We start from the raw sequence: 25,364 nt of genomic DNA on the forward strand, positions 1-25,364 counted from the left end.
TCTGCCCCCGCCCCAAGGTCGATAACCTCCGGCGCGCCCCTCAATCGGCCTATGCGCCGGGCATGTGGCTGTTCGTAGAACAGGTGTGCAGCTCCGGATACCGGGCGCGGCCGCTCGGTCACCGATCGGGTTCGGGATCCTTCAGCCAGCTGATCAGTTCGGTGGAGAACGCGACCGGGTCCTCCTCGTGCGGGAAGTGCCCGAGGCCGTCGAACAGCCGCCAACGGTAAGGGGCTTCGACGTACTCGCCGGAGCCGGCCGCACTGCGGGTGCGGGCCACCGGATCCAGGGAACCGTGCAGATGCAAGGTCGGCACGCGCACCGGACGCTTCATCCGGCGGTTGAACTGGATACCGTCCGGACGGGCCAGCGAGCGCACCAGCCAGCGGTACGGCTCGATCGCGCAGTGCGCGGTGGAGGGGATGCACATGGCCCGCTGGTACGTCTTCACCGCCTCGTCCTCGGGCAGCCGCGGGCCCGACCAGTCCCGGATCAGCCGGCCGACCAGCGCGCCGTCGTCGGCGGTGAGCTGCCGTTCGGGGATCCACGGCCGCTGGAAGCCCCAGATGTAGGAGGCGGCGGCGGACTGCCTGCGGTCCCGGAGCATCGCCGAGCGCCAGCGCCTCGGGTGCGGCATGGAGACCACCGCGAGCCGTCGTACCAGCTTGGGACGCATGGCGGCCGCCGTCCACGCCAGGTAGCCGCCCAGGTCGTGTCCGACCAGCGCGGCGTCCGGCTCACCGAGGGAACGGATCACGCCGGTGATGTCGAGGGCGAGGTTGGCCGGGTCGTAGCCGCGCGGGGTCCGGTCGCTGCCGCCGACGCCCCTGAGGTCCATGGCGACGGCCCGGAAGCCCGCGTCGGCGAGCGCGACCAACTGGTCCCGCCAGGTCCACCAGAACTCCGGGAAACCGTGCACCAGCATGACCAGCGGGCCGTCGCCGAGTTCGGCGATGTGGAAACGCGCGCCGTTCGCGGCGACGTCCCGATGGGTCCAGGGGCCTTCGAGCCGTACGGCCGAGGGGGCGGGATCGCTCATGACGACGAGCGTCCCACAGCTTCGATGGCGGGCATCTCGTCCCTCGGCAGCGCCGGACGCGGATGCGGCTTGGCGTTCTGCAGCACGCCCGCCGACTCCTTCATCGACGCGGCCACCTTCTGCGGGCCCTTGCCCTTCTTGGCCTTCTTCGCGAACACCACGCCGATCAGCGCGAGGGCGACCGCCACCAGGACGTTCGCCGCGAAGGAGAGCAGGAAGCAGATCGCCAGGTTCCAGTTGCTCCAGGTCCGAATGCCGTACGCCAGCGCGAAGTTGAGCATCGGCAGGGAGAACAGCAGCAGCGCGCCGGCCACCGAGAAGGCGCCGCCGCTCGTCGCCCCCCGCTTGACGTCCTGCTTCAGCTGGGCCTTGGCCAGCGCGATCTCGTCGTGCACCAGCGCCGACATCTCGGCCGTGGCCGAGGCGAACAACTGGCCGATGCTGCGTTCGGCACCGACCGGGCTGCCGTCGGGTGCGCTCATCGCGGTCTCCCTCTGCGTACGTGTCATCGTCTTTTGTACCGTCTCGTCAGATCATGCCGGACGGTTGCCCTGCGCGCCTGCCCCGCCCGGCACTTCGGCACGCGCGTCGTGCCGGTTCCGGCATCCCGTCGGCCCCTATCCGGCGGACCGCCCGGCCTTCTCGGCGGCGATCCGACGGTGTTCGGCGGCCTTCCGGTCGTAGATCTCCGCCATCCGCAGGTGGTAGGCCGGGTCGTCCTGCTCGTAGACGTCCGGGATGCCGTCGAGGTCCTCGTCCCGCTCCTCGGCCTCGACCAGCCGCCGGTAGCGGGCATTGCGGATCTTCAGCAGCACCGTGGCGCACAGGGCCGCGATCAGCGAGCCGCAGAGCACGGCGGCCTTGACCTCGTCGGTGAGCACGGCGTCACCGGCGAAGGCGAGTTCGCCGATGAGCAGCGACACCGTGAAGCCGATCCCGGCGAGCGAGGCGACCGCGAAGACGTCGGCCCAGGCCAGGTCCTCGCTGAGCGAGGCACGGGTGAAACGGGCGGTCAGCCAGGTCCCGCCGAAGATCCCGACGGTCTTGCCGACCACCAGTCCGAGGACCACCCCGAGCGTCTCCGGCTTGCGGAACACGTCCCCGAGCGCCCCTCCGGAGACCGCCACACCGGCGTTGAAGAGCGCGAACAGGGGTACGGCGAGCCCCGCCGACAGCGGCCGCACCAGGTGCTCGATGCGCTCGCCGGGCGAGCGCCGCTCGCCCTCACGGGTGGTGCAGCGCAGCATCAGGCCCATGGCGACGCCGGCGATGGTCGCGTGCACGCCGCTGTTGTACATCAGCGCCCAGATGACCACGGCGAGCGGCACGTACACGTACCAGCCGCGTACGCCCATGCGCAGCAGCAGCCAGAAGACCGCCAGCCCGAGGAAGGCGCCGCCGAGCGCGACGAAGTCGATCCGGGCGGTGAAGAAGACCGCGATGATCAGGATCGCGAACAGGTCGTCGACGACCGCGAGGGTGAGCAGGAAGGCGCGCAGCGCGCCCGGCAGCGAGGTGCCGATGACGGCCAGCACGGCCAGCGCGAAGGCGATGTCGGTCGCCGTGGGCACCGCCCAGCCGTGGGTGGAGCCGCCGCCGGTCACGTTGGTGAGGGTGTACACGAGCGCCGGTACGGCCATGCCGCACAGGGCGGCGACCACCGGCAGCGCGGCCGCCTTCGGGTCGCGCAGGTCGCCGGCCACCAGTTCGCGCTTGAGCTCGATCCCGGCGACGAAGAAGAAGACGGCGAGCAGGCCGTCGGCGGCCCAGTGGGTGACGGAGAGGTTCAGGCCGAGGGCGCCGGGGCCGAGGTGGAAGTCGCCTGCCGCCTCGTAGCTCCGGTGCAGTGCCGGGATGTTCGCCCAGACCAGCGCCGCCACGGCGGCGAACAGCAGCAGCACACCGCCCACGGTCTCGGTCCGCAGCGCGTCGGCGACGAAGGTCCGCTCCGGCAGGGAGAGCCGGCCGAGGACCCTGCGGACGGGCGTGGTGCGGGGCGCGGACACGGGGACCTCCGGTCGGTGGGCAGGGCTGAGCTACTTGCCGACCAGACTTCCCGGCACACCTTGAGAGACACGCTGCATTGCTTAGTTTACCTAAGGTGTGCCGGTGGTTGCCAGGTGAGTCTCACGGTAGGGGCAAAAGGAACGCCCGGCGCGTTCGCGCCGGGCGTCCTCGGGGTCGTCGAGAGGGGTCAGTCCTCGCTCGGCGCCGCCGGGAGCTTCGCCTGGATGAGGTCCATGACCGTGGAGTCGGTCAGCGTGGTCACGTCGCCCAGCTGGCGGTTCTCCGCGACGTCGCGGAGCAGCCGGCGCATGATCTTGCCGGAGCGGGTCTTCGGCAGCTCCGCCACCGGCAGGACCCGCTTGGGCTTGGCGATCGGGCCGAGCGTGGCGCCGACGTGGTTGCGGAGTTCGTCGACGAGGCCCTCGTCCTCGGCGTTCGCCGTGCCCCGCAGGATCACGAAGGCGACGATCGCCTGCCCGGTCGTCTCGTCCGCCGCGCCGACCACGGCCGCCTCGGCGACCGACGGGTGCGACACCAGCGCGGACTCCACCTCGGTCGTCGAGATGTTGTGCCCGGAGACCAGCATCACGTCGTCCACCCGGCCGAGCAGCCAGATGTCGCCGTCGTCGTCCTTCTTCGCCCCGTCACCGGCGAAGTACTTGCCCTCGAAGCGCGACCAGTAGGTGTCGAGGAACCGCTGGTCGTCGCCCCAGATGGTGCGCAGCATCGACGGCCACGGCTCGGTCAGCACCAGGTAGCCGCCACCGCCGTCGGGCACCTCCTGGGCCTCGTCGTCCACCACGGTCGCCGAGATGCCGGGCAGCGGGGTCTGCGCGGAACCGGGCTTGGTCGCGGTGACGCCCGGCAACGGCGAGATCATCATCGCGCCGGTCTCGGTCTGCCACCAGGTGTCCACGATGGGGGTCCTGTCCGCGCCGATGTGCTTGCGGTACCAGATCCAGGCCTCGGGGTTGATCGGCTCACCCACCGAACCCAGCACCCGCAGCGAGGACAGGTCGAACTTCGCGGGGATGTCGTCGCCCCACTTCATGAACGTCCGGATCGCGGTGGGCGCGGTGTACAGGATCGTCACCCCGTACTTCTGCACGATCTCCCAGAACCTGCCCTGGTGCGGGGTGTCCGGGGTGCCCTCGTACATCACCTGCGTCGCGCCGTTGGCCAGCGGTCCGTACACGATGTACGAGTGGCCGGTCACCCAGCCGACGTCGGCCGTGCACCAGTACACGTCCGTCTCCGGCTTGAGGTCGAACACCGCCCAGTGCGTGTACGACGCCTGGGTGAGGTAGCCGCCCGAGGTGTGCAGGATGCCCTTCGGCTTACCCGTCGTACCGGACGTGTAGAGGATGAAGAGCGGGTGCTCGGCGTCGAAGGCCTCGGGCGTGTGCTCGGCCGGCTGCCGGTCCACGATCTCGTGCCACCACACGTCCCGCGTCTCGTCCCAGGCCACTTCCTGCCCGGTGCGCCGTACGACCAGCACGTGCTCGACGTTGCCGGCCTTCCCGGCCGCCTCGTCCACGGCAGGCTTGAGCGCGGACGGCTTGCCGCGCCGGTAGCCGCCGTCGGAGGTGATGACCACCTTGGCGTCCGCGTCCTGGATGCGGGTGGCGAGCGCGTCGGCCGAGAAGCCGCCGAAGACCACGGAGTGCGCGGCGCCGATCCGGGCGCAGGCGAGCATCGCGATCGCCGTCTCCGGGATCATCGGCATGTAGACCGCGACCCGGTCGCCCTTGCGGACTCCCAGCTCCAGCAGCGCGTTCGCCGCCTTGGAGACCTCGTCCTTCAGCTCCGCGTAGGTGATGGCGCGGCTGTCGCCAGGCTCGCCCTCGAAGTGGATGGCGACCCGGTCGCCGTGGCCGGCCTCCACGTGCCGGTCCACGCAGTTGTACGCGACGTTCAGTTCGCCGTCCTTGAACCACTTGGCGAACGGCGGGTTCGACCAGTCCAGCGTCTCGGTCGGCTCCTTGGCCCAGGTCAGCCGGCGGGCCTGCTCGGCCCAGAAGCCGAGCCTGTCAGCCTTGGCCTGTTCGTACGCCTCGGCCGTGACATTGGCATTCGCGGCCAGGTCAGCGGGCGGCGCGAAGCGTCGCTCCTCCTTCAAGAGGTTGGCCAGGCTTTCGTTGCTCACGACATCTCCCTTTCCAAGGGTGTCCGTTGTGTCCCAGGCCACAGCTCATCAGACCTGGGGGTCCGGTGACAAGGGCCGCCGAAAAATTGGTTTAGACCTGTTGTGTGCGACGGTACGCACGGAGCCCGCCGGCGCCGGCCTGGACGGCACCTGCGGATCCCGCACCGCCTTCCCTCAGGCCGGGCCGCGCAGCTCCCCGACGCCCGTCACTCCCTCGAACACCGCTCCCTCGTCCTCGCCGTCGGCCCGGCGCAGCAGATAGGACTGCGCCTCGCCCACATGGAAGTACATCCCGTGCAGTTCCAGCTCGCCGGCCGCCAGCGCGCGCGACACCGACTCGTGCGCCCGCAGGTGGTCCAGCTGCTGGACCACATTGGCCAGACAGAGCCGTTCCGCCGTGTCCGCCGCCGCCCGCCCGGCCAGCCGCACTTCCGGCTCTGCGTCCTCGGCCAGGCGGGCGAGGCTCGGCAGCCCGTGCCGCAGCCAGCGCCCGAGCGGGCTCGTGCCGTCCTCGGACCCGGAACCCAGCAGCGCATGCATCGCCCCGCACCCGGAGTGCCCGCACACCGTGATGGACCGCACCTTCAGCACGTCCACCGCGTACTCGATCGCGGCCGCCACCGAGTCGTCGCCGTTCTCCTGGCCCGGAAGGGGGACCAGGTTTCCGACGTTGCGGACCACGAAGAGGTCGCCCGGACCACTGGAGGTGATCATCGAGGTGACGAGCCGGGAGTCGGCGCAGGTGAGGAAGAGCTGCGACGGCCGCTGTCCCTCGCGCGCCAGCCGGGCCAGCTCCTCCCGCACCAGGGGCGCGGTCTCGCGCTGGAACACTCCGATCCCGTCGGCGAGTTCATGCCCCGTGCCGGCCGGTCTGCCGCCGCCCCAGCGGGCGAGGGCCGGCCCGACCCGTCCCGGTCCGTGGCCGTGACCCGCACGGATCCCGGGACGCGACCCGGGCGCCGGCTCCCGCTCCGGTCCTCGCCCCTGTTCCCGCTTCCCGCTCCGCTCCGGTCCGTGTCCGTACTCCGGTGAGCGCACGCCCAGCCGGCAGCCGGTCAGCTCGGCCGAACCGCCCCGCGCGGTGTGGGCCCTGCGCCAGTCCCGCAGCGACTCGTACGCCGCGTGGTCCATGAACGAGCCGTCCAACTCGACCACGGCCCGTGCGCCTTGAGGTACGAGATGCAGGGCTCTGCTGAGCCGGGGCACCGCCAGGAACGTCAGCTGTCCTCTTACGTGCACACGGTGGACTCCTTCCTCTTCCTCATGGGTGATGCGGGTGTGGGCGAGACGGCGCAGGGCGACGGCGACGGCCACCGCGACCCCGAGGAGCACGCCCTGCAGGACGCCGAGCAGCACCACACCGAGCGTGGTGACGGCGTACACCGCGACCTCACGGTGGCGGGTCACCGTGCGGATGTGGTGCAGGGACACCATCTGGATGCCGACGGCCATCACCAGGGCGGCGAGCGAGGCGAGCGGGATGAGGTCCAGGACCGGGACCATCAGCAGCGCGGCGGCTACTACGAAAACGCCGTGCAGCATCGTGGAGTTCCGGCTGACGGCACCGGAATTCACATTCGCCGAACTGCGCACCGCCACTCCCGCGACCGGCAGTCCGCCGAGCGCCCCGGAGACGATGTTGGCCGCGCCCTGGCCGAGCAGTTCGCGGTCCAGGTCGGAACGGCCGATCCGGGACTGGGGCCCGGAGCGGCCGGCCACCAGCTTGTCCACGGCGACCGCGCCGAGCAGCGACTGCACGCTGCACACCAGCGTGGTGGTGAGCACGGCGGCGACCAGGCCGAGCACCGGCCCCTCGGGCAGCCCGGCCAGGGCATGGCTGCTCCAGGACGGCAGGTCGACCCGGGGCAGGGCGAGCCCGGTGAGCGAGGCGGTCGCGGTGGCACCGGCGACGGCGACCAGGGCCGCCGGAACCCTGCGCAGCACGCGGCCCGCTCTGCCGGGGATGCAGGGCCAGCCGAACAGCAGGGCCAGGGTCAGCGCGCTCATCGCCACGGCGGCCGGATGCAGGTTCGCCAGCTGGGCGGGCAGCGCCCGGACGTTGTCGAGGACCGCGCTCTGCGGGTTGCCGCCGAGCACGATGTGCACCTGGGCGACGGCGATGGTGACACCGATGCCGGCCAGCATGCCGTGCACCACGGCCGGGCTGACGGCGAGCGCGGTGCGGGCCACGCGCAGGCAGCTCAGGCCGAGTTGGGCCAGGCCCGCGAGGACGGTGATGCCGCAGGTGGCCCGCCAGCCGTAACGGTGGATGAGATCGGCGGTGACCACGGTGAGCCCGGCGGCCGGGCCGCTGACCTGGAGCGGGCAGCCGGCGAGCCGCCCGGCGACCAGGCCGCCGACGGCCGCCGCGACCAGACCGGCCTGCAGCGGTGCGCCGGTGGCGAGGGCGATGCCGAGGGAGAGCGGCAGCGCGATCAGGAAGACCGAGACGGACGCGGACAGGTCGGCGCTCTCGATCCGCGGGCCGCGGCGCGAAGGACCGGCCGGAGCCGGCGCCCGGCCGGCGTGCCCGACGGGCTGGGGGCTCGGGGCCTCGGCAGGGGCTCCGGAGCGGGCCGGGCCGGGGCTCTCGGGGTGGGTGGGTACGCAGGCTGATGACATGTTTCCCGTCTCCTCCGGGGCAGCGCGGTCGCGGAACAGGGGTCCCCTCGCCAGCGGGCCGGGGGCGTGGTCGCGGCCGTGGGTCACGGGCGTGCAGTGGCGGGATGAATCAACACTCGGTAAACGAATCGTAATGCAGAGTAAAGGTCAGGCATATATATTCTGCGCAAATGGGGCACCTCTTCACCTCCATGGGTGAAGTGAGCAGTTCATCGGCTTGTCGTATTAATCCCTCTCTCGGTCCTATGCGACCTTGGCGGCGCTGTCGGCACATCACCGGCAGACCGCCATAAAACGCCGTGATCGGCGTTCGCCGAGAGAAGGAAGAAGGTGGGCGGAATTGGCCGCCACCCAGAGGATCGCCGTCGGCGCCGTGGCCGCTGCGGCCTGTGCCGCGTCGCTGGCGGGCTGCGCGACCGGCACCAACACCAAGGAAGGGGCGCCCGGTCCGGAGAAGGGAGCGCCGGCGCCCCAGAGCGTGGTCCGTCTGATCGGTGACGGATCCACCGCCTACACCGGCGCGCAGCCCCACCTGCCCCGGCCGGAGAAGCTCAAGCCGGGCGAGAAGCCCCCGCAGTTCGTGGTGTTCTCCTGGGACGGCGCGGGCGAGGACAGCCAGAAGCTGTTCTCGCACTTCCGCAAGCTCTCCAAGGAGAACAACGCGACGATGACGTACTTCCTCAGCGGCGTCTACATGCTGCCCGAGGAGAAACGTGACCTCTACCGTCCGCCGCAGCACTCTCCCGGCCGTTCCGAGATCGGCTTCAACGACGAGCAGGGCATCTCCGACACCGTCAAGCAGCTACGGCTCGCCTGGCTGGAGGGCAACGAGATCGGCACCCACTTCAACGGGCACTTCTGCGGCCCCGACGGAGGTGTCGGCGAGTGGTCGGTGGCCGAGTGGAAGAGCGAGATCGCCCAGGCCAAGCGGTTCGTGAAGAGCTGGAAGACCAACACCGGCAAGAAGGACGCCGCGCCGCTGCCCTTCGACTACGACAAGGAGCTCATCGGAGCCCGCACCCCGTGCCTGGAGGGACAGAAGAACTTCGTAAAGGCGGCGAGCCAGCTCGGCTTCCGCTACGACACCAGCGGCGTCAACGACCAGGTCTGGCCCAAGAAGCGCGAGGGGCTGTGGGACCTGTCGATGCAGCTCGTCCCCTTCCCCGGCCACACGTTCGAGCAGCTGACCATGGACTACAACTTCATGGTCAACCAGTCCGGCACCTCGACCCAGGGCGACCCCGACAAGTACGACTACTGGGGCGACCAGATGCGTGACGGGCTGATCCAGGGCTTCAACCGGGCCTACAACGGCAACCGCGCACCGCTCGTCATCGGCAACCACTTCGAGTCCTGGAACGGCGGCACCTACATGCGGGCCATCGACGACGTCGTCGAGAACGTCTGCAACAAGCCCGAGGTGCGCTGTGTCTCCTTCCATCAGCTGGCCGACTGGCTGGACGCCCAGGACCCGAAGGTCCTGGCGAGGCTGCGCACCCTGGAGGTGGGCGAGGCCCCACGGCAGGGCTGGGCGTCCTTCCTCTCCGGCCGTCCCGCCCCGGCACCGAAGGGGGTGCCGGGGGCACCGGCGGTCAAGCAGTAACCGGTGGGCGGGCGCGGCGTCCCGCCGGCGGAGTGCCCACCTCCGTCAGACGGGCGCCGCCACACCTTCGCCGAGCACGAAGCCGGGGTCGATCTGCGCCGCCAGGTCGGCCCCGGTGCGTTCGTTGCCCCACGACTGGGCGTTCTTCAGGTGGAAGTGCGCCATCTGCCGGGTGTAGCGCTCCCAGTCCCGCAGCTCGTACGTGGCGTCGGCCGCGGTCTTCAGGGTGCGCAGGGCGCGGGAGTTGGCGTCCTCCAGGAGCTCGAAGCGGGGCGGGCGGCCCTTCTCCATGGCGCGCACCCAGTCCGAGTGCCCGACCGTGACCAGCAGGTCGTCCCCGACCTCCGCGCGCAGGAAGTCGATGTCGTCCTGGCCCTGCACCTTGTTGCCGACGACCTTCAGCACGATGCCGAAGTCCCGGGCATAGTCCTTGTACTGGCGGTAGACGGAGACTCCCTTCCGGGTCGGCTCGGCGACGAGGAACGTGATGTCGAAGCGGGTGAACATGCCGGAGGCGAAGGAGTCCGAACCGGCCGTCATGTCGACCACGACGTACTCGTCGGGACCGTCGACCAGGTGGTTCAGGAACAGCTCCACCGCTCCCGTCTTGGAGTGGTAGCAGGCCACTCCCAGGTCGGCGTCCGTGAAGGACCCGGTGACCATCAAACGGACGGCGCCGCCGTCGAGTTCCACGGGACGCGCGCAGGCGTCGTACACCGGATTGGGTTCCCGGACCCGGACCAGGCGGGAGCCCTCGCCGGGCGGGGTGGTCTTGATCATCGTGGCGGCGGAGGCGATGCGCGGGTTGTGGCCGCGCAGGTAGTCCTTGATCACGGAGAGCCGGTCGCCCATCGCGGGCAGTGCCGCCGACTCCGCCTCGTCGAGGCCGAGCGCGGGGCCCAGGTGCTGGTTGATGTCGGCGTCGACGGCGACGACCGGCGCGCCGGCGGCCGCGAGGTGGCGGATGAACAGGGAGGAGAGCGTGGTCTTGCCGCTGCCGCCCTTCCCGACGAAAGCAATTTTCATGTTCACGAAGAGTAGTCGCACGATAGCTGTACGTGTCAGGCGAAGTGAAGAAGACCACTCCTTCGTGGAGCGGCGGGCAGGGGATGCGTAGGGTCGTACTCATGAGTACGACACGTGCGACCGCCGATCCGCTCGCGGCCCTGGGCTCGCTGCCCGGAGTGGCCGAGTCCGTGGAGTCCGTGCGCAAGGCCGTGGACCGGGTCTACGGGCACCGGGTCATGCGACGCCGCAGCCACGCCGTCACGTCCGAGGCCGCGCTGCGCGGCGCCCGGGGCAGTGCGGCGTTGTCCGGTGCCGACTGGGCGCTGGAGGAGGTCCGGCGGCGCTCCGACTTCGGCTCCGACGACGAGGCGCGGGTGGTGGGCGCGGCGCTGCGGCTGACCGCGGAGGCGGGGCAACTGCTCTCCGTCTGGCGGCAGTCACCGCTGCGTGTGCTGGCCCGGCTGCACCTGGTGGCGGCCGCGACCGGCGGCGACGAGGTCGGACGGCCGCGCCGGGCGGGCGAAGGTGCCGACGAACCGCTGATCGAGCTGCCGCTGCCGGGCGCCGACGAGGTGTCCGGGCGCCTGGACGGGCTCTCCGAGCTGATCATCGCGGAAAGTGCCGCGCCGGCGCTGGTGACGGCCGCCGTGGTGCACGGCGAGCTGCTCGCGCTGCGGCCCTTCACCTCGCACAACGGGCTCATCGCGCGCGCGGCCGAACGGATCGTGCTGATCGGCAGCGGCCTCGACCCCAAGTCGATCTGCCCCGCCGAGGTCGGCCACGCCGAACAGGGCCGCGCTTCCTACGTGGCCGCGCTGGAGGGGTACGTCTCGGGCACGCCGGACGGCATGGCGGCCTGGATCGCGCACTGCGGCCGCGCGGTCGAGCTGGGGGTCCGGGAGTCGACCGCGGTCTGCGAGGCGCTTCAGCGCGGCGCGGCGTAGCGGTCCGGCACGGCCGGAGGGCCTGCCGCAACGGGTTGCGGCGGTACGAGGACTCGTACCGCCGCTGGCATGTTCACCGGGTTACCAGGCGTCCTCGGAATGTCGCCCATCAGGTCGGGAACTTTGCCCGTCACCTGGTGCGGCTGGCCCGTAATCGACGGGTCGACGTCGCGTGGGTGCTCGGTGTCCATGCTGGGTCCGTGGGGCCGAATGCGTTGGAAAAGGTGATCCTCTCGGATGTCCTCAGGTCTCGCGGGCCGCTAAACCCTTTGTACTGCAAGCCCGGGGCAAGCGGAACCCCTGCCTGCAGTTCTTTACTTTTGGCCTCAAAGGCGGACTAAAGGAAGCGAAAGGTGCCTCGGTGGGAGTGAACGGGTGAAAGGGGAGGCCGGCGCGGCCGTTCAGGCGACGGTGTTCCGGCGCCGGCTCGCGTACCAGACCAGACCCGCCGTGGCCGCCGCCGCTCCTATCGCCGCCGCGGCGACCAAGGCGGGCCGCGGGGGTGCGGAGATCCGCTGCTTGAGCCGGACCGGGCGGTGGAAGTCCAGGATCGGCCAGCCGCGCCCGAGCGCCTCGCGGCGCAGCGCCCGGTCCGGGTTCACCGCGTGCGGGTGCCCGACCGCCTGGAGCATCGGCAGGTCGGTCGCCGAATCGCTGTACGCATAGCTCCGGTCGAGGTCGTACCCCTCGGAGGCGGCCAGTTCCCGGACCGCCTCGGCCTTGGTCGGGCCGTAGGCGTAGTACTCCACCTCGCCCGTGTAGCAGCCGTCGTCGCCGACGACCATGCGGGTGGCCACCACCCGGTCGGCGCCCAGCAGTTCGCCGATCGGCTCGACCACCTCGGCGCCCGAGGTGGAGACGATGACGACGTCCCGGCCGGCCCGGTGATGGGCCTCGATGAGGGAGGCGGCCTCGTCGTAGATGATCGGGTCGATCAGGTCGTGCAGGGTCTCGGCGACGATCTCCTTGACCTGCTGGACATTCCAGCCACGGACCAGGCCGGACAGGTAGGCGCGGGTGCGCTCCATCTGGTCGTGGTCCATACCGCCGACCAGGAACACGAACTGGGAGTACGCGTTGCGCAGCGCCGCCCTGCGGTTGATCAGACCGCCTTGGTAGAACGACTTGCTGAAGGTGAGCGTGCTCGACTTCGCAATGACCGTCTTGTCCAGGTCAAAGAAGGCCGCTGTGCGGGGCAAGGAGTGGTTTTCCACGTCCCCGAGCATAGGCGCCCACCATTCGGCGTAAGGTGGGGCGCGTGGGTTTGCCTGAGAGGGCTCTCGGGTACACCATGGAAGTCACGGATCGTTCGCGACCGTGCTAACCCGGTCCGGCTCCTCCCCCCCCGAGTCGGCCGTGGAGACGACCCCCACTCTCCCCCCCGGTGGGGGTCGTCGCATGTCCGGACGGGTTTTTCCCCTCCTCTCCCGACTTCGAAGCCTCGGCCGGGCGGCTGCCGCCCGGCCTTTCATGCGTCCATGATCCGTCACCCTGGGTAGTCGTCGCGCTGCGCTGTGGAAGTCGCACAGAGCCCAGAACGGGCCTCACCGGTATGGGTGACGGCGATATTCACAGCCGCCGTCCTGTCCACAGTTTTCCACCAAGATCCACACGATTTCCGGGTTCGTCGCACCGTGATTCCAGCGCGCTCCGACGGGCGGCGAGTTCATGGCCGGTTCCGTTTGTCGGGCGCCCATGGCCGGTTTCTGTCGGCCGTGCATATGGAGACCGCAAGCCGGTTCTTCACACGTATGGGAATCGCGCGGCCCCGGAGGCCGCGCGCACGAACGCAGCCGAGGGGGAACCTCACGTGGCCGGAACTGTCACCTACGAATCACCGTCCGCCGCCCCGGGCAGGCCCGGACGCCCGATGATCGTCACCGAGGACGCAGCACTCCTCGACGACCTGCTGCGCCTGTGCGCGGCGGCCGGCGCCAAACCCGAGGTGCACCACGGACTGCCGGAACGCGGCGGCGGCTGGGAGTCCGCCCCGCTCGTCCTCGTCGGCGACGACGCCGCGTGCCGGGTGCGCGGAGCCACGCGCCGACGCGGGGTGGTGCTGGTCGGCCAGGACCAGGACGACCCCGACGTGTGGAAACGCGCCGTCCAGATCGGCGCCGACCACGTCCTGATGCTGCCCGACGGCGAGCAGTGGCTCGTGGACCGGATCGCCGACGTCGTCGAGGGCGTGGGCCGCCCGGCCCTCACCGTCGGGGTGATCGGCGGCCGGGGCGGGGCGGGAGCCTCCACACTCGCCTGCGCGCTCGCCGTCACCTCCGCGCGAGAAGGACTGCGCACCCTCCTCGTGGACGCGGACCCGCTGGGCGGCGGAATCGACGTCCTCCTCGGCGCCGAGACGACCGAGGGACTGCGCTGGCCCGCGTTCGCCGCCTCGCGCGGCAGGCTCGGCAGCGGCGCGCTGGAGGAGTCGCTGCCGGAACTCCACTCGCTGCGGATCCTCAGCTGGGACCGCGGCGACAGCGTGGCCGTCCCGCCGCCCGCCGTCCGCGCGGTGCTCGCCGCCGTCCGCAGGCGCGGCGGCACGGTCGTCGTCGACCTGCCGCGCCGCCTGGACGACGAGGTCGCCGAAGTCCTCACCCAGCTCGACCTCGCCGTCCTGGTGGTCCCCGCCGAGATCCGCGCGATCGCGGCGGCGGGCCGGGTGGCGGCCACCGTCGGCATGGTCGTGCGCGATCTGCGGGTGGCGGTACGGGGCCCCTACGCACCGGGACTGGACGACCGCGAGGTGGCCCGGCTGCTCGGCCTGCCGCTGGCCGGCGAAGTACCCGCCGAACCCGGCCTGTCCCGCCCGAACCGGAAACCGCCGGGCTCCGCCGCACGGGGACCGCTGGCCCGCTTCTGCAAGGGCTTCTGGGAGCGCACGCTCGTCGAGGCGGGCGGCGCATGAGGCCCGGCACGGCGGCGGCCGACGGCCCGGCCCTGCTCGACGGGGTCCGGCGCTGGCTCGCCGAGCACGGCGCCGAACCGACCCCCGCGCGCGTGGCGCAGGCGCTGCGCGCACAGGGCCGGGTACTCGGCGACGCCGAGGTCCTCGGAGCGGCCGAACTGCTGCGCTCCGAACTGATCGGCAGCGGCCCGCTGGAGCCCCTGCTGGCCGACCCCACGGTCACCGACGTCCTGGTCTCGGCCCCGGACCGTGTCTGGGTCGACCGCGGCGGCGGCCTGGAACTGACCCCGGTCACCTTCCCGGACGCCGCGGCCGTACGGCGGCTCGCGCAGCGCCTGGCCGCGGTGGCCGGTCGGCGCCTGGACGACGCCCGGCCCTGGGCGGACGCCCGGCTGCCCGACGGCACCCGCCTGCACGCGGTGCTGCCACCGGTGGCGGTCGGCTGCACCAGCCTGTCGCTGCGGGTGGTGCGACCGCGGGCGTTCACGCTCGGCGAACTGGTGGCGGCCGGGACCGTGCCGCCGGGCGGTGACCTGATCCTGCGCGCGCTGCTGGCGGCCCGGCTCTCCTTCCTGGTGAGCGGCGGCACCGGAACCGGCAAGACGACCCTGCTCAGTGCCCTGCTCGGCCTGGTCGGCCCGGGGGAGCGGATCGTGCTCGCCGAGGACTCGGCGGAGCTGCGGCCCGACCACCCGCACGTCGTGCGGCTGGAGACCAGACCCGCCAACCAGGAGGGCGCCGGCCTGGTCACCCTGGAGGACCTGGTGCGACAGGCGCTGCGGATGCGCCCCGACCGGCTGGTCGTCGGAGAGGTGCGCGGCCCCGAGGCCGTCGACCTGCTGGCCGCGCTCAACACCGGGCACGAGGGCGGCTGTGGCACGGTCCACGCCAATGCGGCCGCGGACGTCCCCGCCCGCATGGAAGCGCTCGGTACGGCCGCCGGGCTCGACCGGGCGGCCCTGCACAGCCAGTTGGCGGCCGCGCTGTCGGTGGTGCTGCACCTCGTGCGGGACCGCGCGGGCCGGCGGCGGATCGCCGAGGTGCACGTCCTGGAGCGGGACTCCTCGGGTCTGGTGCGGACGGTGCCGGCCCTGCGCTGGGGCACCGAGGCCTTCGAGCGCGAACCGGGGTGGGAGCGCCTGCGGGGGCTGCTGCGAAGTGACGAACGTGATCTGTGAGCCGGAAGGGCTGTGTGCGATGGGTGAGATGACGGTCGGTGCGGCTGTGGTGTGCGGCGGGATCCTGGCATGGCTCCTGGCCGAGCGGCAGCGCGAGGTACGGCGGACACGGCTGTTGCTCGCCGGGGGCGGGGCGATGGCGGCAGGACCGCCCTCCTGGGAGCGGACGGCCGGGGAGCTGAGGCGGCTGCGCGCCCGCTGGCGGGGCGAGTGGTGGGCCCTGGCCGCCGGCATCGCGCTGGCCCTGGTCGCCGCCTCGGTGATTCCGCTGCTGGCGGGGGCGGCCGGGGTGCCGGTCCTGCGCCGGCTGCGGCTGGCCCGAGAGGCCGCCCGGGTCCGGCAGGCACGTGCGGACGCGGTGATCGCCTTCTGCGGGACGCTCGCCGGTGAGCTGCGTGCCGGACGACAGCCCGGTGAGGCGCTGCTGCGGGCCGCGCGGGACTCCGGCGGACTCGGTGAGGCCCGGGCGGCCGTGGTGGCGGCGGCCCGCTTCGGCGGGGACGTCCCGGGCGCCCTCGTGACGGCAGCGCGCCGGCCGGGCGCCGACGGCCTGCTGGGGCTCGCCGCGTGCTGGCGGGTGGCCGTCGACCAGGGCGCCGGGCTCGCGGCCGGACTGGGCCGACTGGAGACGGCTCTGCGTGCCGAACGGGACCAGCGCGCCGATCTGCGCGCCCAGTTGTCCGGCGCCCGGGCCACCGTGGTGCTCCTCGCCGCCCTGCCCGCCCTCGGTCTGCTGCTCGGCTCGGCCATGGGCGCCGACCCGCTGCGCGTGCTGCTGCACACCGGGGCCGGGCTGGGCTGCCTGGCCGCCGGAGCCGTGTTCGAGGGCGCCGGGATGTGGTGGGCGGCCCGGATCGTGCGGGGAGCTGAGGCGGCATGACCGCGGATCTCGGGCTCGGGACGGCGGCCCTGGCGCTGTCGGCCGCGGGCTGGCCCGCATGGCGGCTGTGGACCGCGGGCCGCGGACGCCTGGCCCGGCGCAGGGCGGCCCAACTGCTGGGCCTGGAGCTGCCGGAGCGGCGGTCCGGCAGCGGCCGCGCCGTCCGCCGGTGGCTGCCGGCGGCCGGTGCGGTGTGCGGCGGCTGGGTGCTGGTCGGCGGAGTCGTCGGCGTGCTGGTGGGGCTGGGCGTCGCGGCGGTGCTGTGGCGCCGGCGGTCCCGGGAGGCGGACGCGGGACGGGCGGCCGAGGCCGAGGCGTCCCGGGCCGCCCGTCAGCTCCCGCTCGCCTCCGACCTGCTGGCCGCCTGCATCGCCGCCGGGGCGGCCCCGGCGGTCGCCGCCCAGGCCGTCGGCGAGGCGCTCGGCGGCCCGGTCGGCGAGGGACTGGCCCGCGGTGCGGCGGAAGTCCGGTTGGGCGGCGAACCGGCGGACGCCTGGAAGCGGTTGGCGGCGCTGCCGGGAGCCACGGCCTTGGCCCGGCTGCTGGAGCGCGCGGCCGAGTCCGGCCTCCCGGCGGCCGCCCCGGTCGCCCGGCTCGCGGCGGACGCCCGCGCGGAATGGGCCAGGGGCGCGACCGAGCGGGCCCGGCGGGCGGCCGTGCTGATCTCCGCCCCGGTGGGGCTGTGCTTCCTGCCCGCGTTCATCGCGGTCGGCGTGCTGCCCGTGGTGATCGGGCTGGCCGGCGGGGTGCTGCGAGGGGGTGGTGGATGAAACCGCTGATACAGGCTCTCAAGCAATCAGATCATCGGAATTCGTAATGCTTCGGAATATCAAGGAGTCGGGATGTACGGGAAAGTGCGGAAGGCGCTGCGCCGGGACGCGGGAATGGTCACCTCCGAGTACGCGATGGGGATCATCGCCGCCGTCGCCTTCGCGGCGGTCCTCTACGCGGTCGTGACGAGCGGAGAGGTCAGCGCCGAACTTCAGGACATCGTGAAAAGGGCCCTCAGTGCGCGGATGTGAGCGGGAGCGCGGGGCGGACCGCGGGTTCGTGACGGCGGAGACGGCCGTGGTGCTGCCGGTGCTGGTGGCGTTCACGATGGCGCTGGTGTGGGGGCTGCTCGTGATCGCCGACCAGATCCGGTGCGTGGACGCGGCCCGCACCGGAGCGCGGGCCGCCGCGCGGCAGGACGCCGAGGGCGCGGTGGTCACCCTGGCGAAGGAGGCCGCGCCGGACGGGGCGTCGGTCACCGTCGGGCGGGAGGGCGACCTGGTCAGGGTGACGGTGGTGGCCAGGCCGCCGGTGCTCGGGGCACTGCCGTTCGAGGTGCGGGAGTCCGCGGTGGCGCTGGCCGAGGAGGCGGGGCCATGAGACGCCGGTACTCGGACCGGGGGTCGGCCACCGTCTGGAGCGTCGGCGCGATCGGTGTCCTGTGCGCGGTGTTCGGCGTCCTGCTCGGGCTCGGGCAGGCGGTCGTGGTCCGGCACCGCGCGGCCGGGGCCGCCGACCTGGCGGCCCTCGCCGCGGCGGCCCACTGGGCCGAGGGCACGGCGGCGGCCTGCGCCCGCGCGGACCGGGTGGCCCGGGCGCAGGGGGCACGGCTGACGCGGTGCGTGATCGTCGGGGACGTCTCGGACGTGACGACGGCGTCGGGCGGCGGACCGTTCGGAGCGGAGGTCCGAGCCAGAGCTGGCCCCGCCGCACCGGCCCGCGCCGCGCCCACCCCGGCCCGCACTGCCATCACACCGGCCCGCGGCGCCCCCGCCCCACCCCACGGCGGCCCGGCCTCCGGAGTCGGGTCTATCGGGCCTGGTCGGGAGCCCCCTTCAGCAGCACCGTGAGCAGGCGTACCGCCCCTCGCTTGTGCAAGGGATCGTTCCCGTTCCCGCACTTGGGCGACTGGATGCAGGACGGGCAGCCGGCCTCGCACTCGCACGCGGCGATGGCCTCGCGGGTGGCCGTGAGCCATGTGCGGGCGGTGTGGAAGGCGCGTTCCGCGAAGCCCGCGCCGCCCGGGTGGCCGTCGTAGACGAAGACCGTCGGGAGGAGGGTGTCGGGGTGCAGCGGGATCGACACGCCGCCGATGTCCCAGCGGTCGCAGGTCGCGAAGAGCGGGAGCAGGCCGATGGAGGCGTGTTCGGCGGCGTGCAGGGCGCCGCCGAGGATCTCCGGCGTGATCCGGGCCTCGTCGAGCTGGTCCTCGGTGACGGTCCACCACACGGCGCGGGTGCGGAGGGTGCGGGGCGGCAGGTCGAGTTTCGTCTCGCCGAGGACCTCACCGGTGATGAGCCGGCGGCGGAGGAAGGAGACCACCTGGTTGGTGACCTCGACGGAGCCGTAGCAGAGGCGACCGTCGCCCCAGGGGATCTCGGTGTCGGTCTCCAGGACGGAGATGGCCGTGGTGTCGCGGGCGACCGTGGAGTACGGCGGCTCGGCCTGTTCGACGAGCGCGACCGAGTCCTCCAGGTCCAGGGAGCGCACCAGATAGGTGCGGCCCTGGTGCAGGTGGACCGCGCCCTCGTGGACCGTGGAATGGGCGGCGCTCGCGTCCACCGTGCCCAGCAGCCGTCCCGTGCCCTCCTCGACGATCTGCACCGGGCGTCCGCCCTCGCCGCGGATGTCGGTCAGGTCCGCGGCCCGCTCCCGCCGGGTCCAGTGCCAGGCCTTGGTGCGGCGGCGCAGCAGCTTCGCGGCCTCCAGTTGCGGCAGCAGCTCCCGGGACGCGGGACCGAACAGGTCGAGGTCGTCGTCGGTCAGCGGGATCTCGGCCGCGGCGGCGCACAGGTGCGGGGCGAGGACGTACGGATTGTCGGGGTCGAGGACCGTCGATTCCACCGGTTGGTCGAACAGGGCCTCGGGATGATGGACGAGGAAGGTGTCCAGCGGATCGTCGCGGGCCACCAGGACCGCCAGGGCGCCCTGGCCGGAGCGGCCGGCCCGACCCGCCTGCTGCCACACAGAGGCCCTCGTACCCGGGTACCCGGCGATCAGTACGGCGTCGAGCCCGGAGACGTCCACGCCCAGCTCCAGGGCCGTCGTGGCGGCAAGTCCGAGGAGCTCCCCGGAGTGCAGCGCGCGTTCCAGGGCGCGCCGCTCCTCGGGGAGGTAGCCGCCGCGGTAGGCCGCGACACGCCGGGCCAGGGACCGGTCCACCTCGGCCAGCCGTTCCTGGGCGATGAGGGCGATCAGCTCGGCGCCACGCCGGGAGCGCACGAAGGCCACCGACCGCACGCCCTGCACGGCGAGGTCGGTCAGCAGGTCGGCGGTCTCGGCGGTGGCGGTACGGCGGACCGGGGCGCCCTTCTCGCCGTGCAGCTCGGTCAGCGGCGGCTCCCAGAGGGCGAAGACAAGTTCGCCGCGCGGCGAGGCGTCGTCGGCGATCTCCACCACCGGCAGCCCGGTCAGGCGGCGGGCGGCGACGGCGGGCTCGGCGGCGGTCGCGGAGGCCAGCAGGAAGACCGGGGAGGCGCCGTAGCGGGCGCACAGGCGGCGCAGCCTGCGCAGCACCTGGGCGACGTGCGAGCCGAAGACGCCCCGGTAGGTGTGGCATTCGTCGATGACGACGTACTTCAGCGACTTCAGGAAGGAGGACCAGCGGGCGTGCCCGGGAAGTATCCCGCGGTGCAGCATGTCCGGGTTGGTGAGCACGTAGTTGGCGTACTGGCGCACCCACTCCCGTTCCTCGTACGGGGTGTCACCGTCGTACACCGCGGCCCGTACGGCCGTGTCCAGCGGTTGTGAAAGTTCCTTCACCGATCGCCACTGATCCGCCGCGAGCGCCTTGGTGGGCGCCAGGTAGAGGGCGGTGGCACCGCGGCCGTTGGGGGCCTCGGAGCCGTCCAGGAGGGTGGAGAGGACCGGTACGAGGTAGGCCAGCGACTTGCCGGAGGCGGTGCCGGTGGCCACCACCACGGACTCGCCGTCCAGGGCGTGCTCGGCGGCCAGCGCCTGGTGCTCCCAGGGATGGTCGATGCCCGCGGCCTGCACGGCGGCGACCACCTCCGAACGAATCCGGTCAGGCCAGACGGCATGCCGACCCGCCCGCGGGGGCAAGTGCTCCGTATGAGTGATGCGCGAAGCCCGGCTCGGCCCGGAGGCCAGCCGGCCCAGGACCGTGCCCGGGGAGGACCCGGAAGCGGCCGGAGCCGAGGGTCGATCGGATCGGTGATTTATGGCCATCGGGACCGAGTGTGTCACCGGCGTGACGGACAATGGGGCCAAGGCGTCGTGCACGCCTGCCGGTAAGTGATTGAATGCCATCGCGGCTGGCGTACCGTCCCGGGGGCCGCAAGCCGAGGTGTCCCAAGGGGCGACCCGCTCGATAGCAAGGTGCTGGAGGATCCGTGGACCTGTCCCTGTCGACCCGTACCGTCGGCGATCGTACGGTCGTCGAGGTCGGTGGTGAAATCGACGTATATACCGCGCCCAAGCTGCGCGAGCAGCTGGTCGAGTTGGTGAACGACGGGAATTTCCACCTCGTCGTCGACATGGAGGGCGTGGACTTCCTCGACTCCACCGGACTCGGCGTGCTGGTCGGCGGCCTGAAGCGGGTGCGTGCCCATGAGGGCTCGCTGCGCCTGGTCTGCAACCAGGAGTGCATTCTGAAGATCTTCCGCATCACCGGTCTCACCAAGGTGTTCCCGATCCACACCTCGGTCGAGGAAGCGGTGGCGGCCACCGACTGACCCGGGCCGGCCGACGGCTTCCGGACCGCGGATCGGTCCGGGTGCCGTCCGGCCGGCCTCTGACACGGGCTCGTACGGAACCGTACGCAGGGCCCGTGTCGCTCCCGCCCGCTCGGGCCCGCATGCCCGTGCCGGCAGCCGTTCACGGGTCGCAGGCCCGTGGCGGACGCAATTCATCGGGGGGCCCGGGTTTTCGGCGACCCGGCCCCCTACCGCACGCCCGTAGTTCCGAGGGGGACGTATGGCCACCGTTGAACTCCGCTTCAGCGCGCTGCCCGAGCACGTCCGCACCGCCCGACTGGTGGCGGCGGCGGTGGCGCGCAGGGCCGGAGTGGACGAGGCCGTCCTGGACGAGGTCCGGCTGGCCGTCGGCGAGGCCTGTTCCCGCGCTGTCGGACTGCATCAGAGCGCCGGCATCAACGAGCCGGTGCGCGTGGCGCTGATCGAAGAGGAGAAACAGTTCTCCATCGAGGTCGGCGACGACGCACCGCGATCCGTTCCCGTCGACCGGGCGACCGGTGCGGCGCCGGACGCGGACGTGGAGGCCGAGGAGGACGAGATGGGCCTCGCGGTCATCAGCGGCCTCGTCGACGACGTGGAGGTCACCGCCGGCGAGCACGGCGGCCTCATCCGCATGAGGTGGCCGACCACTCCGCCCGGGGTCACGCTCGTCTGAGCGCACCCGACCGGGCGTCACCCGATCATGAGCAGGGCCCTGCCGAGCAGGGCCCTTCCTGTTATTTTCCGGCCGATGTCATCCGTTCGCCGAATTCGTGAAAGAATTCACGATCGAGGGCTCCGGCGGATCGCCCGATAATTTGATCAAGCGCCGAATAGGCCAGTGGTGATCGTCAATGCTTTTAGGGCGTTACCGCTTTCGGGTTCGCCGCCGTGACCTCGATCATTTGCTGAAGAGCACGAGAAGGCCAATTCCGCTTACCGTCCCCTTTTTAGATCACTCGCGGGTACCTAGAATCCGTCCACATCTTGAGCTCAGCCCAAGCGTCAAGGAGGACGAATGGCGGGGCTTTCTACCCCTCATCAGCTGGGTCACCCCACAACCCTCGCGGCGGCGGTCCTGACCGACGACAACCGGGTCCTGGTCGCGGTGATCGCCGTCGTGGCGCTGGCCGCGCTCGTGGTCGCCTGGATCCTGGTACGCCAGGTCCTCGCGGCCGGCGAGGGCACCGACAGCATGAAGAAGATCGCGGCGGCGGTCCAGGAAGGCGCGAACGCCTATCTGGCCCGGCAGTTGCGCACTCTCGGCGTATTCGCCGTCGTGGTGTTCTTCCTGCTCCTGCTGCTGCCCGCGGACGACTGGAATCAACGCGCCGGCCGATCGATCTTCTTCCTGATCGGCGCGGCGTTCTCGGCGGCCACCGGCTATATCGGCATGTGGCTCGCCGTACGCAGCAATGTCCGTGTCGCGGCGGCCGCCCGGGAAGCCACCCCGGCCGAAGGCGAACCGGAAAAGGATCTCACCGCCGTCTCGCACAAAGCCATGAAGATCGCTTTCCGTACGGGCGGCGTCGTCGGCATGTTCACCGTGGGCCTCGGCCTGCTCGGCGCCTCCTGCGTGGTGCTGGTGTACGCGGCCGACGCGCCGAAGGTGCTCGAAGGCTTCGGCCTGGGCGCCGCCCTGATCGCCATGTTCATGCGTGTCGGCGGCGGCATCTTCACCAAGGCCGCCGACGTCGGCGCCGACCTGGTCGGCAAGGTCGAACAGGGCATTCCGGAGGACGACCCGCGCAATGCCGCGACCATCGCCGACAACGTGGGCGACAACGTCGGCGACTGCGCGGGCATGGCCGCCGACCTCTTCGAGTCCTACGCGGTGACCCTGGTCGCCGCGCTGATCCTCGGCAAGGCGGCCTTCGGCGACGCGGGACTCGCCTTCCCGCTCCTGGTCCCGGCCATCGGTGTGCTGACCGCCATGATCGGCATCTTCGCGGTCGCCCCGCGCCGCAGCGACCGCAGCGGCATGAGCGCCATCAACCGCGGGTTCTTCATCTCCGCGGTGATCTCGCTCGCGCTGGTCGCGGTCGCGGTCTTCGTGTACCTGCCGGGCAGCTACGCCGATCTCGACGGGATCTCCGACGCGGCCATCAAGGCCAAGGACGGCGACCCGCGGATCCTCGCCCTGGTCGCGGTCGCCATCGGCATCCTGCTGGCGGCCGTCATCCAGCAGCTGACCGGCTACTTCACCGAGACCAACCGGCGTCCGGTCATGGACATCGGCAAGTCGTCGCTGACCGGCCCGGCCACCGTGGTCCTCGCCGGCATCTCGATCGGCCTCGAATCGGCCGTCTACACCGCCCTGCTGATCGGCCTCGGCGTCTACGGCGCGTTCCTGCTCGGCGGCACGTCGATCATGCTGGCGCTGTTCGCGGTGGCGCTGGCCGGCACCGGCCTGCTCACCACGGTCGGCGTGATCGTCGCCATGGACACCTTCGGGCCGGTCTCCGACAACGCCCAGGGCATCGCCGAGATGTCCGGCGACGTCGAGGGCGCGGGCGCGCAGGTGCTCACCAACCTGGACGCCGTGGGCAACACGACCAAGGCCATCACCAAGGGCATCGCCATCGCCACCGCCGTGCTCGCGGCGTCGGCGCTGTTCGGGTCGTACCGGGACGCGATCACCACGAACGTGCAGGACGTGGGCGCGAAACTGACCGGAGCCGGCGCGCCGCTGACCCTGTCGATGGACATCTCGCAGCCCAACAACCTGGTCGGGCTCATCGCCGGCGCGGCGGTCGTCTTCCTCTTCTCCGGACTCGCCATCAACGCGGTGTCGAGGTCCGCGGGTTCGGTCGTCTACGAGGTGCGGCGGCAGTTCCGCGAGCACCCCGGGATCATGGACTACACGGAGACGCCGGAGTACGGCAAGGTCGTCGACATCTGCACCAAGGACGCCCTGCGCGAGCTGGCCACGCCGGGACTGCTCGCCGTGATGGCGCCCATCTTCGTCGGGTTCACGCTCGGCGTCGGCGCGCTCGGCTCCTATCTCGCGGGCGCGATCGGCGCGGGCACCCTGATGGCCGTCTTCCTGGCCAACTCCGGCGGTGCCTGGGACAACGCCAAGAAGCTCGTCGAGGACGGCCACCACGGCGGCAAGGGCAGCGAGGCCCACTCCGCCACGGTCATCGGCGACACCGTCGGCGACCCCTTCAAGGACACCGCGGGCCCCGCGATCAACCCGCTGCTCAAGGTCATGAACCTGGTCTCGCTGCTGATCGCACCGGCGGTGATCAAGTTCTCGTACGGCCATGACAAGAGCATCGGGATCCGGATCACGATCGCGATCCTCGCGCTGCTCGTGATCGTCGGCGCCGTGTACATCTCCAAGCGGCGCGGCATCACCGTCGGCGACGACGACGAGGACGGCGCCGAACGCGTCGCCAAGTCGGCCGACCCCGCGGTGGTTTCGTAGGCGGCCTTACGGCGGCCGGCACGGCTCGCGCGAGCGGGCCGGGCCAACGGGCGGGCGGACGGTGTGTGCTGACACGCCGTCCGCCCGTTTCGCGTGCCGGGGGCCGCTCGCCGGTGCGGGCACGTGGTGGGACGTGGTCCCGCGCGCCGGTCCGGGTGTGCCCGGCGTCTCGTCGTGAGCCTTCTCTCTCCCCGGGCAAATCAACCTAAAAGCATCTTTAAAGCATGGTCTCCATGAGGGTGCTGTCCGTGCGCCGTGTAGATTCCGGGGGCCGAGAGCCATTGAAGGGACCTATCCGGTGAACAAGAAGCTCGCGGCCGCACTGTCCGGCGGTGCGGTACTCGTAGTGGCGCTGTCCGGGTGCAGCAGCAACAAGGGGACCGATCCCAAGCTGATCTCCTGGGCCAAGACCGTGTGCGACGCGGTTCCGGCGCAGGACGCGAAGATCAAGGCGGCCAACGCGGCGATCTCGCAGACGGCCTCGGACACCACGAGTTCGCCCGCCACCATCCAGAAGACCGACTCCAAGGCCTTCCAGGACATGTCCGACGGCTACAAGGCGCTCGCCGCGGCCATCAGCGGCGCCGGTGCGCCTCCTGGGATCGACGACGGCGCCAAGCGCCAGCAGGACGTCGTCAAGAACCTCAACAGCCTCTCCGCCTCCTACGCCGACCTGAAGAAGAAGGTCGACGCGCTGGAGACCAAGGACCAGGCGAAGTTCGCCTCCGGTCTGCACGACGTCGCCTCCCAGATGGCGAACCTGGAGACGCAGAACAAGAGCGGCACCGCCGCGCTGGAGGCCCTGGAGCAGGGCGAGGTCAAGGACGCGATCGCCGAGCAGGCCAGCTGCAAGAAGGTCTCCGCGACGGCGTCGGCGTCCGCCTCGTCGACCGCGAGCTGAGGCGGTCCGCGTG

Annotated in this window: 21 protein-coding genes; 13 read left to right on the forward strand and 8 right to left on the reverse strand. The window is 71.8% G+C overall.

The genetic code is table 11. The features are described from left to right. Window positions 1-118 precede the first annotated feature (118 nt). From ACIQOE_RS26620 to ACIQOE_RS26640, 5 genes are all read right to left on the reverse strand, one after another. Window positions 119-1,039 carry an alpha/beta fold hydrolase gene (locus ACIQOE_RS26620; protein ID WP_401414126.1) on the reverse strand — a complete coding sequence of 307 codons (921 nt, stop codon included), beginning with the start codon at window positions 1,037-1,039 and terminating at the stop codon, window positions 119-121. After that, entirely contained in the window at window positions 1,036-1,521 is a 486-nt protein-coding gene (locus tag ACIQOE_RS26625) for a phage holin family protein (RefSeq protein ID WP_351317570.1), read from the reverse strand. The genes ACIQOE_RS26620 and ACIQOE_RS26625 overlap by 4 nt, the downstream gene beginning before the upstream one ends. Before the next feature lie 135 nt (window positions 1,522-1,656). After that, window positions 1,657-3,045 (reverse strand): Na+/H+ antiporter NhaA, encoded by a 1,389-nt coding sequence (gene nhaA, locus ACIQOE_RS26630; protein WP_401414128.1) that lies wholly within the window; start codon window positions 3,043-3,045, stop codon window positions 1,657-1,659. 188 nt (window positions 3,046-3,233) lie between these two features. Next, a complete protein-coding gene (acs, locus tag ACIQOE_RS26635) occupies window positions 3,234-5,192 on the reverse strand; it encodes an acetate--CoA ligase (protein WP_351317576.1) in 1,959 nt (652 codons plus the stop codon). 174 nt (window positions 5,193-5,366) lie between these two features. Further along, entirely contained in the window at window positions 5,367-7,814 is a 2,448-nt protein-coding gene (locus ACIQOE_RS26640; protein ID WP_401414131.1) for a bifunctional SulP family inorganic anion transporter/carbonic anhydrase, read from the reverse strand. A gap of 340 nt (window positions 7,815-8,154) precedes the next feature. Here ACIQOE_RS26640 and ACIQOE_RS26645 point away from each other — a divergent pair, with 340 nt between their 5' ends. After that, a complete protein-coding gene (locus ACIQOE_RS26645) occupies window positions 8,155-9,417 on the forward strand; it encodes a hypothetical protein (RefSeq protein ID WP_351317583.1) in 1,263 nt (420 codons plus the stop codon). A 45-nt stretch (window positions 9,418-9,462) separates the two neighbouring features. Here ACIQOE_RS26645 and ACIQOE_RS26650 read toward each other — a convergent pair whose 3' ends face one another. After that, the gene (locus tag ACIQOE_RS26650) at window positions 9,463-10,443 is read right to left on the reverse strand and encodes an ATP-binding protein (protein WP_401414133.1); all 981 of its coding nucleotides are present in this window, start codon (window positions 10,441-10,443) and stop codon (window positions 9,463-9,465) included. 101 nt (window positions 10,444-10,544) lie between these two features. Between ACIQOE_RS26650 and ACIQOE_RS26655 the strand changes: the two genes are divergently transcribed. Continuing rightward, the gene (locus tag ACIQOE_RS26655) at window positions 10,545-11,369 is read left to right on the forward strand and encodes an oxidoreductase (RefSeq protein ID WP_365564355.1); all 825 of its coding nucleotides are present in this window, start codon (window positions 10,545-10,547) and stop codon (window positions 11,367-11,369) included. Window positions 11,370-11,770: 401 nt separating this feature from the next. Here the strand turns inward: ACIQOE_RS26655 and ACIQOE_RS26660 are convergent, their stop codons facing one another. Next, on the reverse strand, window positions 11,771-12,595 hold the full coding sequence (locus ACIQOE_RS26660; RefSeq protein WP_351317595.1) for an HAD family hydrolase: 825 nt from the start codon (window positions 12,593-12,595) through the stop codon (window positions 11,771-11,773). 584 nt (window positions 12,596-13,179) lie between these two features. On the opposite strand from ACIQOE_RS26660, the gene ssd reads away from it, so the two are divergent. The 7 genes from ssd to ACIQOE_RS26695 all read left to right on the forward strand — a co-directional run bounded on the left by ssd (window position 13,180) and on the right by ACIQOE_RS26695 (window position 18,176). Next, a complete protein-coding gene (ssd, locus tag ACIQOE_RS26665; RefSeq protein ID WP_351317598.1) occupies window positions 13,180-14,277 on the forward strand; it encodes a septum site-determining protein Ssd in 1,098 nt (365 codons plus the stop codon). Beyond that, on the forward strand, window positions 14,274-15,455 hold the full coding sequence (locus ACIQOE_RS26670) for a TadA family conjugal transfer-associated ATPase (protein ID WP_365564361.1): 1,182 nt from the start codon (window positions 14,274-14,276) through the stop codon (window positions 15,453-15,455). The genes ssd and ACIQOE_RS26670 overlap by 4 nt, the downstream gene beginning before the upstream one ends. Window positions 15,456-15,474: 19 nt before the next feature. Next, window positions 15,475-16,335 carry a type II secretion system F family protein gene (locus ACIQOE_RS26675; RefSeq protein WP_401414136.1) on the forward strand — a complete coding sequence of 287 codons (861 nt, stop codon included), beginning with the start codon at window positions 15,475-15,477 and terminating at the stop codon, window positions 16,333-16,335. After that, window positions 16,332-17,105, forward strand: coding sequence for a type II secretion system F family protein (locus ACIQOE_RS26680; RefSeq protein WP_365564364.1), 774 nt, complete (start codon window positions 16,332-16,334; stop codon window positions 17,103-17,105). The genes ACIQOE_RS26675 and ACIQOE_RS26680 overlap by 4 nt, the downstream gene beginning before the upstream one ends. A gap of 72 nt (window positions 17,106-17,177) precedes the next feature. After that, on the forward strand, window positions 17,178-17,357 hold the full coding sequence (locus tag ACIQOE_RS26685) for a DUF4244 domain-containing protein (RefSeq protein WP_351317610.1): 180 nt from the start codon (window positions 17,178-17,180) through the stop codon (window positions 17,355-17,357). Window positions 17,358-17,385: 28 nt separating this feature from the next. Next, the gene (locus ACIQOE_RS26690; RefSeq protein WP_365568830.1) at window positions 17,386-17,706 is read left to right on the forward strand and encodes a TadE family type IV pilus minor pilin; all 321 of its coding nucleotides are present in this window, start codon (window positions 17,386-17,388) and stop codon (window positions 17,704-17,706) included. After that, window positions 17,703-18,176 carry an Rv3654c family TadE-like protein gene (locus ACIQOE_RS26695; RefSeq protein WP_401414140.1) on the forward strand — a complete coding sequence of 158 codons (474 nt, stop codon included), beginning with the start codon at window positions 17,703-17,705 and terminating at the stop codon, window positions 18,174-18,176. The genes ACIQOE_RS26690 and ACIQOE_RS26695 overlap by 4 nt, the downstream gene beginning before the upstream one ends. On the opposite strand, the gene ACIQOE_RS26700 is transcribed toward ACIQOE_RS26695, so the two are convergent. Beyond that, window positions 18,136-20,595, reverse strand: coding sequence for a DEAD/DEAH box helicase (locus ACIQOE_RS26700; protein ID WP_362643051.1), 2,460 nt, complete (start codon window positions 20,593-20,595; stop codon window positions 18,136-18,138). The genes ACIQOE_RS26695 and ACIQOE_RS26700 overlap by 41 nt on opposite strands. Window positions 20,596-20,678: 83 nt before the next feature. Here ACIQOE_RS26700 and bldG point away from each other — a divergent pair, with 83 nt between their 5' ends. The 4 genes from bldG (at window position 20,679) to ACIQOE_RS26720 (ending at window position 25,351) form a co-directional block, all read left to right on the forward strand. Beyond that, on the forward strand, window positions 20,679-21,020 hold the full coding sequence (gene bldG, locus ACIQOE_RS26705; protein ID WP_359307155.1) for an anti-sigma factor antagonist BldG: 342 nt from the start codon (window positions 20,679-20,681) through the stop codon (window positions 21,018-21,020). A gap of 241 nt (window positions 21,021-21,261) precedes the next feature. Continuing rightward, a complete protein-coding gene (locus ACIQOE_RS26710) occupies window positions 21,262-21,696 on the forward strand; it encodes an ATP-binding protein (RefSeq protein WP_351317622.1) in 435 nt (144 codons plus the stop codon). 342 nt (window positions 21,697-22,038) lie between these two features. Then, entirely contained in the window at window positions 22,039-24,450 is a 2,412-nt protein-coding gene (locus ACIQOE_RS26715; protein ID WP_351317624.1) for a sodium-translocating pyrophosphatase, read from the forward strand. A gap of 298 nt (window positions 24,451-24,748) precedes the next feature. Then, window positions 24,749-25,351 (forward strand): small secreted protein, encoded by a 603-nt coding sequence (locus ACIQOE_RS26720; protein ID WP_351317626.1) that lies wholly within the window; start codon window positions 24,749-24,751, stop codon window positions 25,349-25,351. Window positions 25,352-25,364 lie beyond the last annotated feature (13 nt).

The organism is Streptomyces sp. NPDC091282 (genome assembly GCF_044757385.1).
In the GTDB taxonomy this organism is placed as follows: Bacteria; Actinomycetota; Actinomycetes; order Streptomycetales; family Streptomycetaceae; genus Streptomyces; species Streptomyces gramineus.

Excerpts from the sequence above, each read along its gene's own strand:
- ACIQOE_RS26620 (WP_401414126.1), bottom strand. The coding sequence starts at position 1,039 with ATGAGCGATCCCGCCCCCTCGGCCGTACGGCTCGAAGGCCCCTGGACC.
- ACIQOE_RS26625 (WP_351317570.1), bottom strand. The coding sequence starts at position 1,521 with ATGAGCGCACCCGACGGCAGCCCGGTCGGTGCCGAACGCAGCATCGGC.
- ACIQOE_RS26640 (WP_401414131.1), bottom strand. The coding sequence starts at position 7,814 with ATGTCATCAGCCTGCGTACCCACCCACCCCGAGAGCCCCGGCCCGGCC.
- ACIQOE_RS26650 (WP_401414133.1), bottom strand. The coding sequence starts at position 10,443 with ATGAAAATTGCTTTCGTCGGGAAGGGCGGCAGCGGCAAGACCACGCTC.
- ACIQOE_RS26655 (WP_365564355.1), top strand. The coding sequence starts at position 10,545 with ATGAGTACGACACGTGCGACCGCCGATCCGCTCGCGGCCCTGGGCTCG.
- ACIQOE_RS26660 (WP_351317595.1), bottom strand. The coding sequence starts at position 12,595 with ATGCTCGGGGACGTGGAAAACCACTCCTTGCCCCGCACAGCGGCCTTC.
- ACIQOE_RS26670 (WP_365564361.1), top strand. The coding sequence starts at position 14,274 with ATGAGGCCCGGCACGGCGGCGGCCGACGGCCCGGCCCTGCTCGACGGG.
- ACIQOE_RS26675 (WP_401414136.1), top strand. The coding sequence starts at position 15,475 with ATGGGTGAGATGACGGTCGGTGCGGCTGTGGTGTGCGGCGGGATCCTG.
- ACIQOE_RS26680 (WP_365564364.1), top strand. The coding sequence starts at position 16,332 with ATGACCGCGGATCTCGGGCTCGGGACGGCGGCCCTGGCGCTGTCGGCC.
- ACIQOE_RS26685 (WP_351317610.1), top strand. The coding sequence starts at position 17,178 with ATGTACGGGAAAGTGCGGAAGGCGCTGCGCCGGGACGCGGGAATGGTC.
- ACIQOE_RS26695 (WP_401414140.1), top strand. The coding sequence starts at position 17,703 with ATGAGACGCCGGTACTCGGACCGGGGGTCGGCCACCGTCTGGAGCGTC.
- ACIQOE_RS26700 (WP_362643051.1), bottom strand. The coding sequence starts at position 20,595 with ATGGCATTCAATCACTTACCGGCAGGCGTGCACGACGCCTTGGCCCCA.
- ACIQOE_RS26710 (WP_351317622.1), top strand. The coding sequence starts at position 21,262 with ATGGCCACCGTTGAACTCCGCTTCAGCGCGCTGCCCGAGCACGTCCGC.
- ACIQOE_RS26715 (WP_351317624.1), top strand. The coding sequence starts at position 22,039 with ATGGCGGGGCTTTCTACCCCTCATCAGCTGGGTCACCCCACAACCCTC.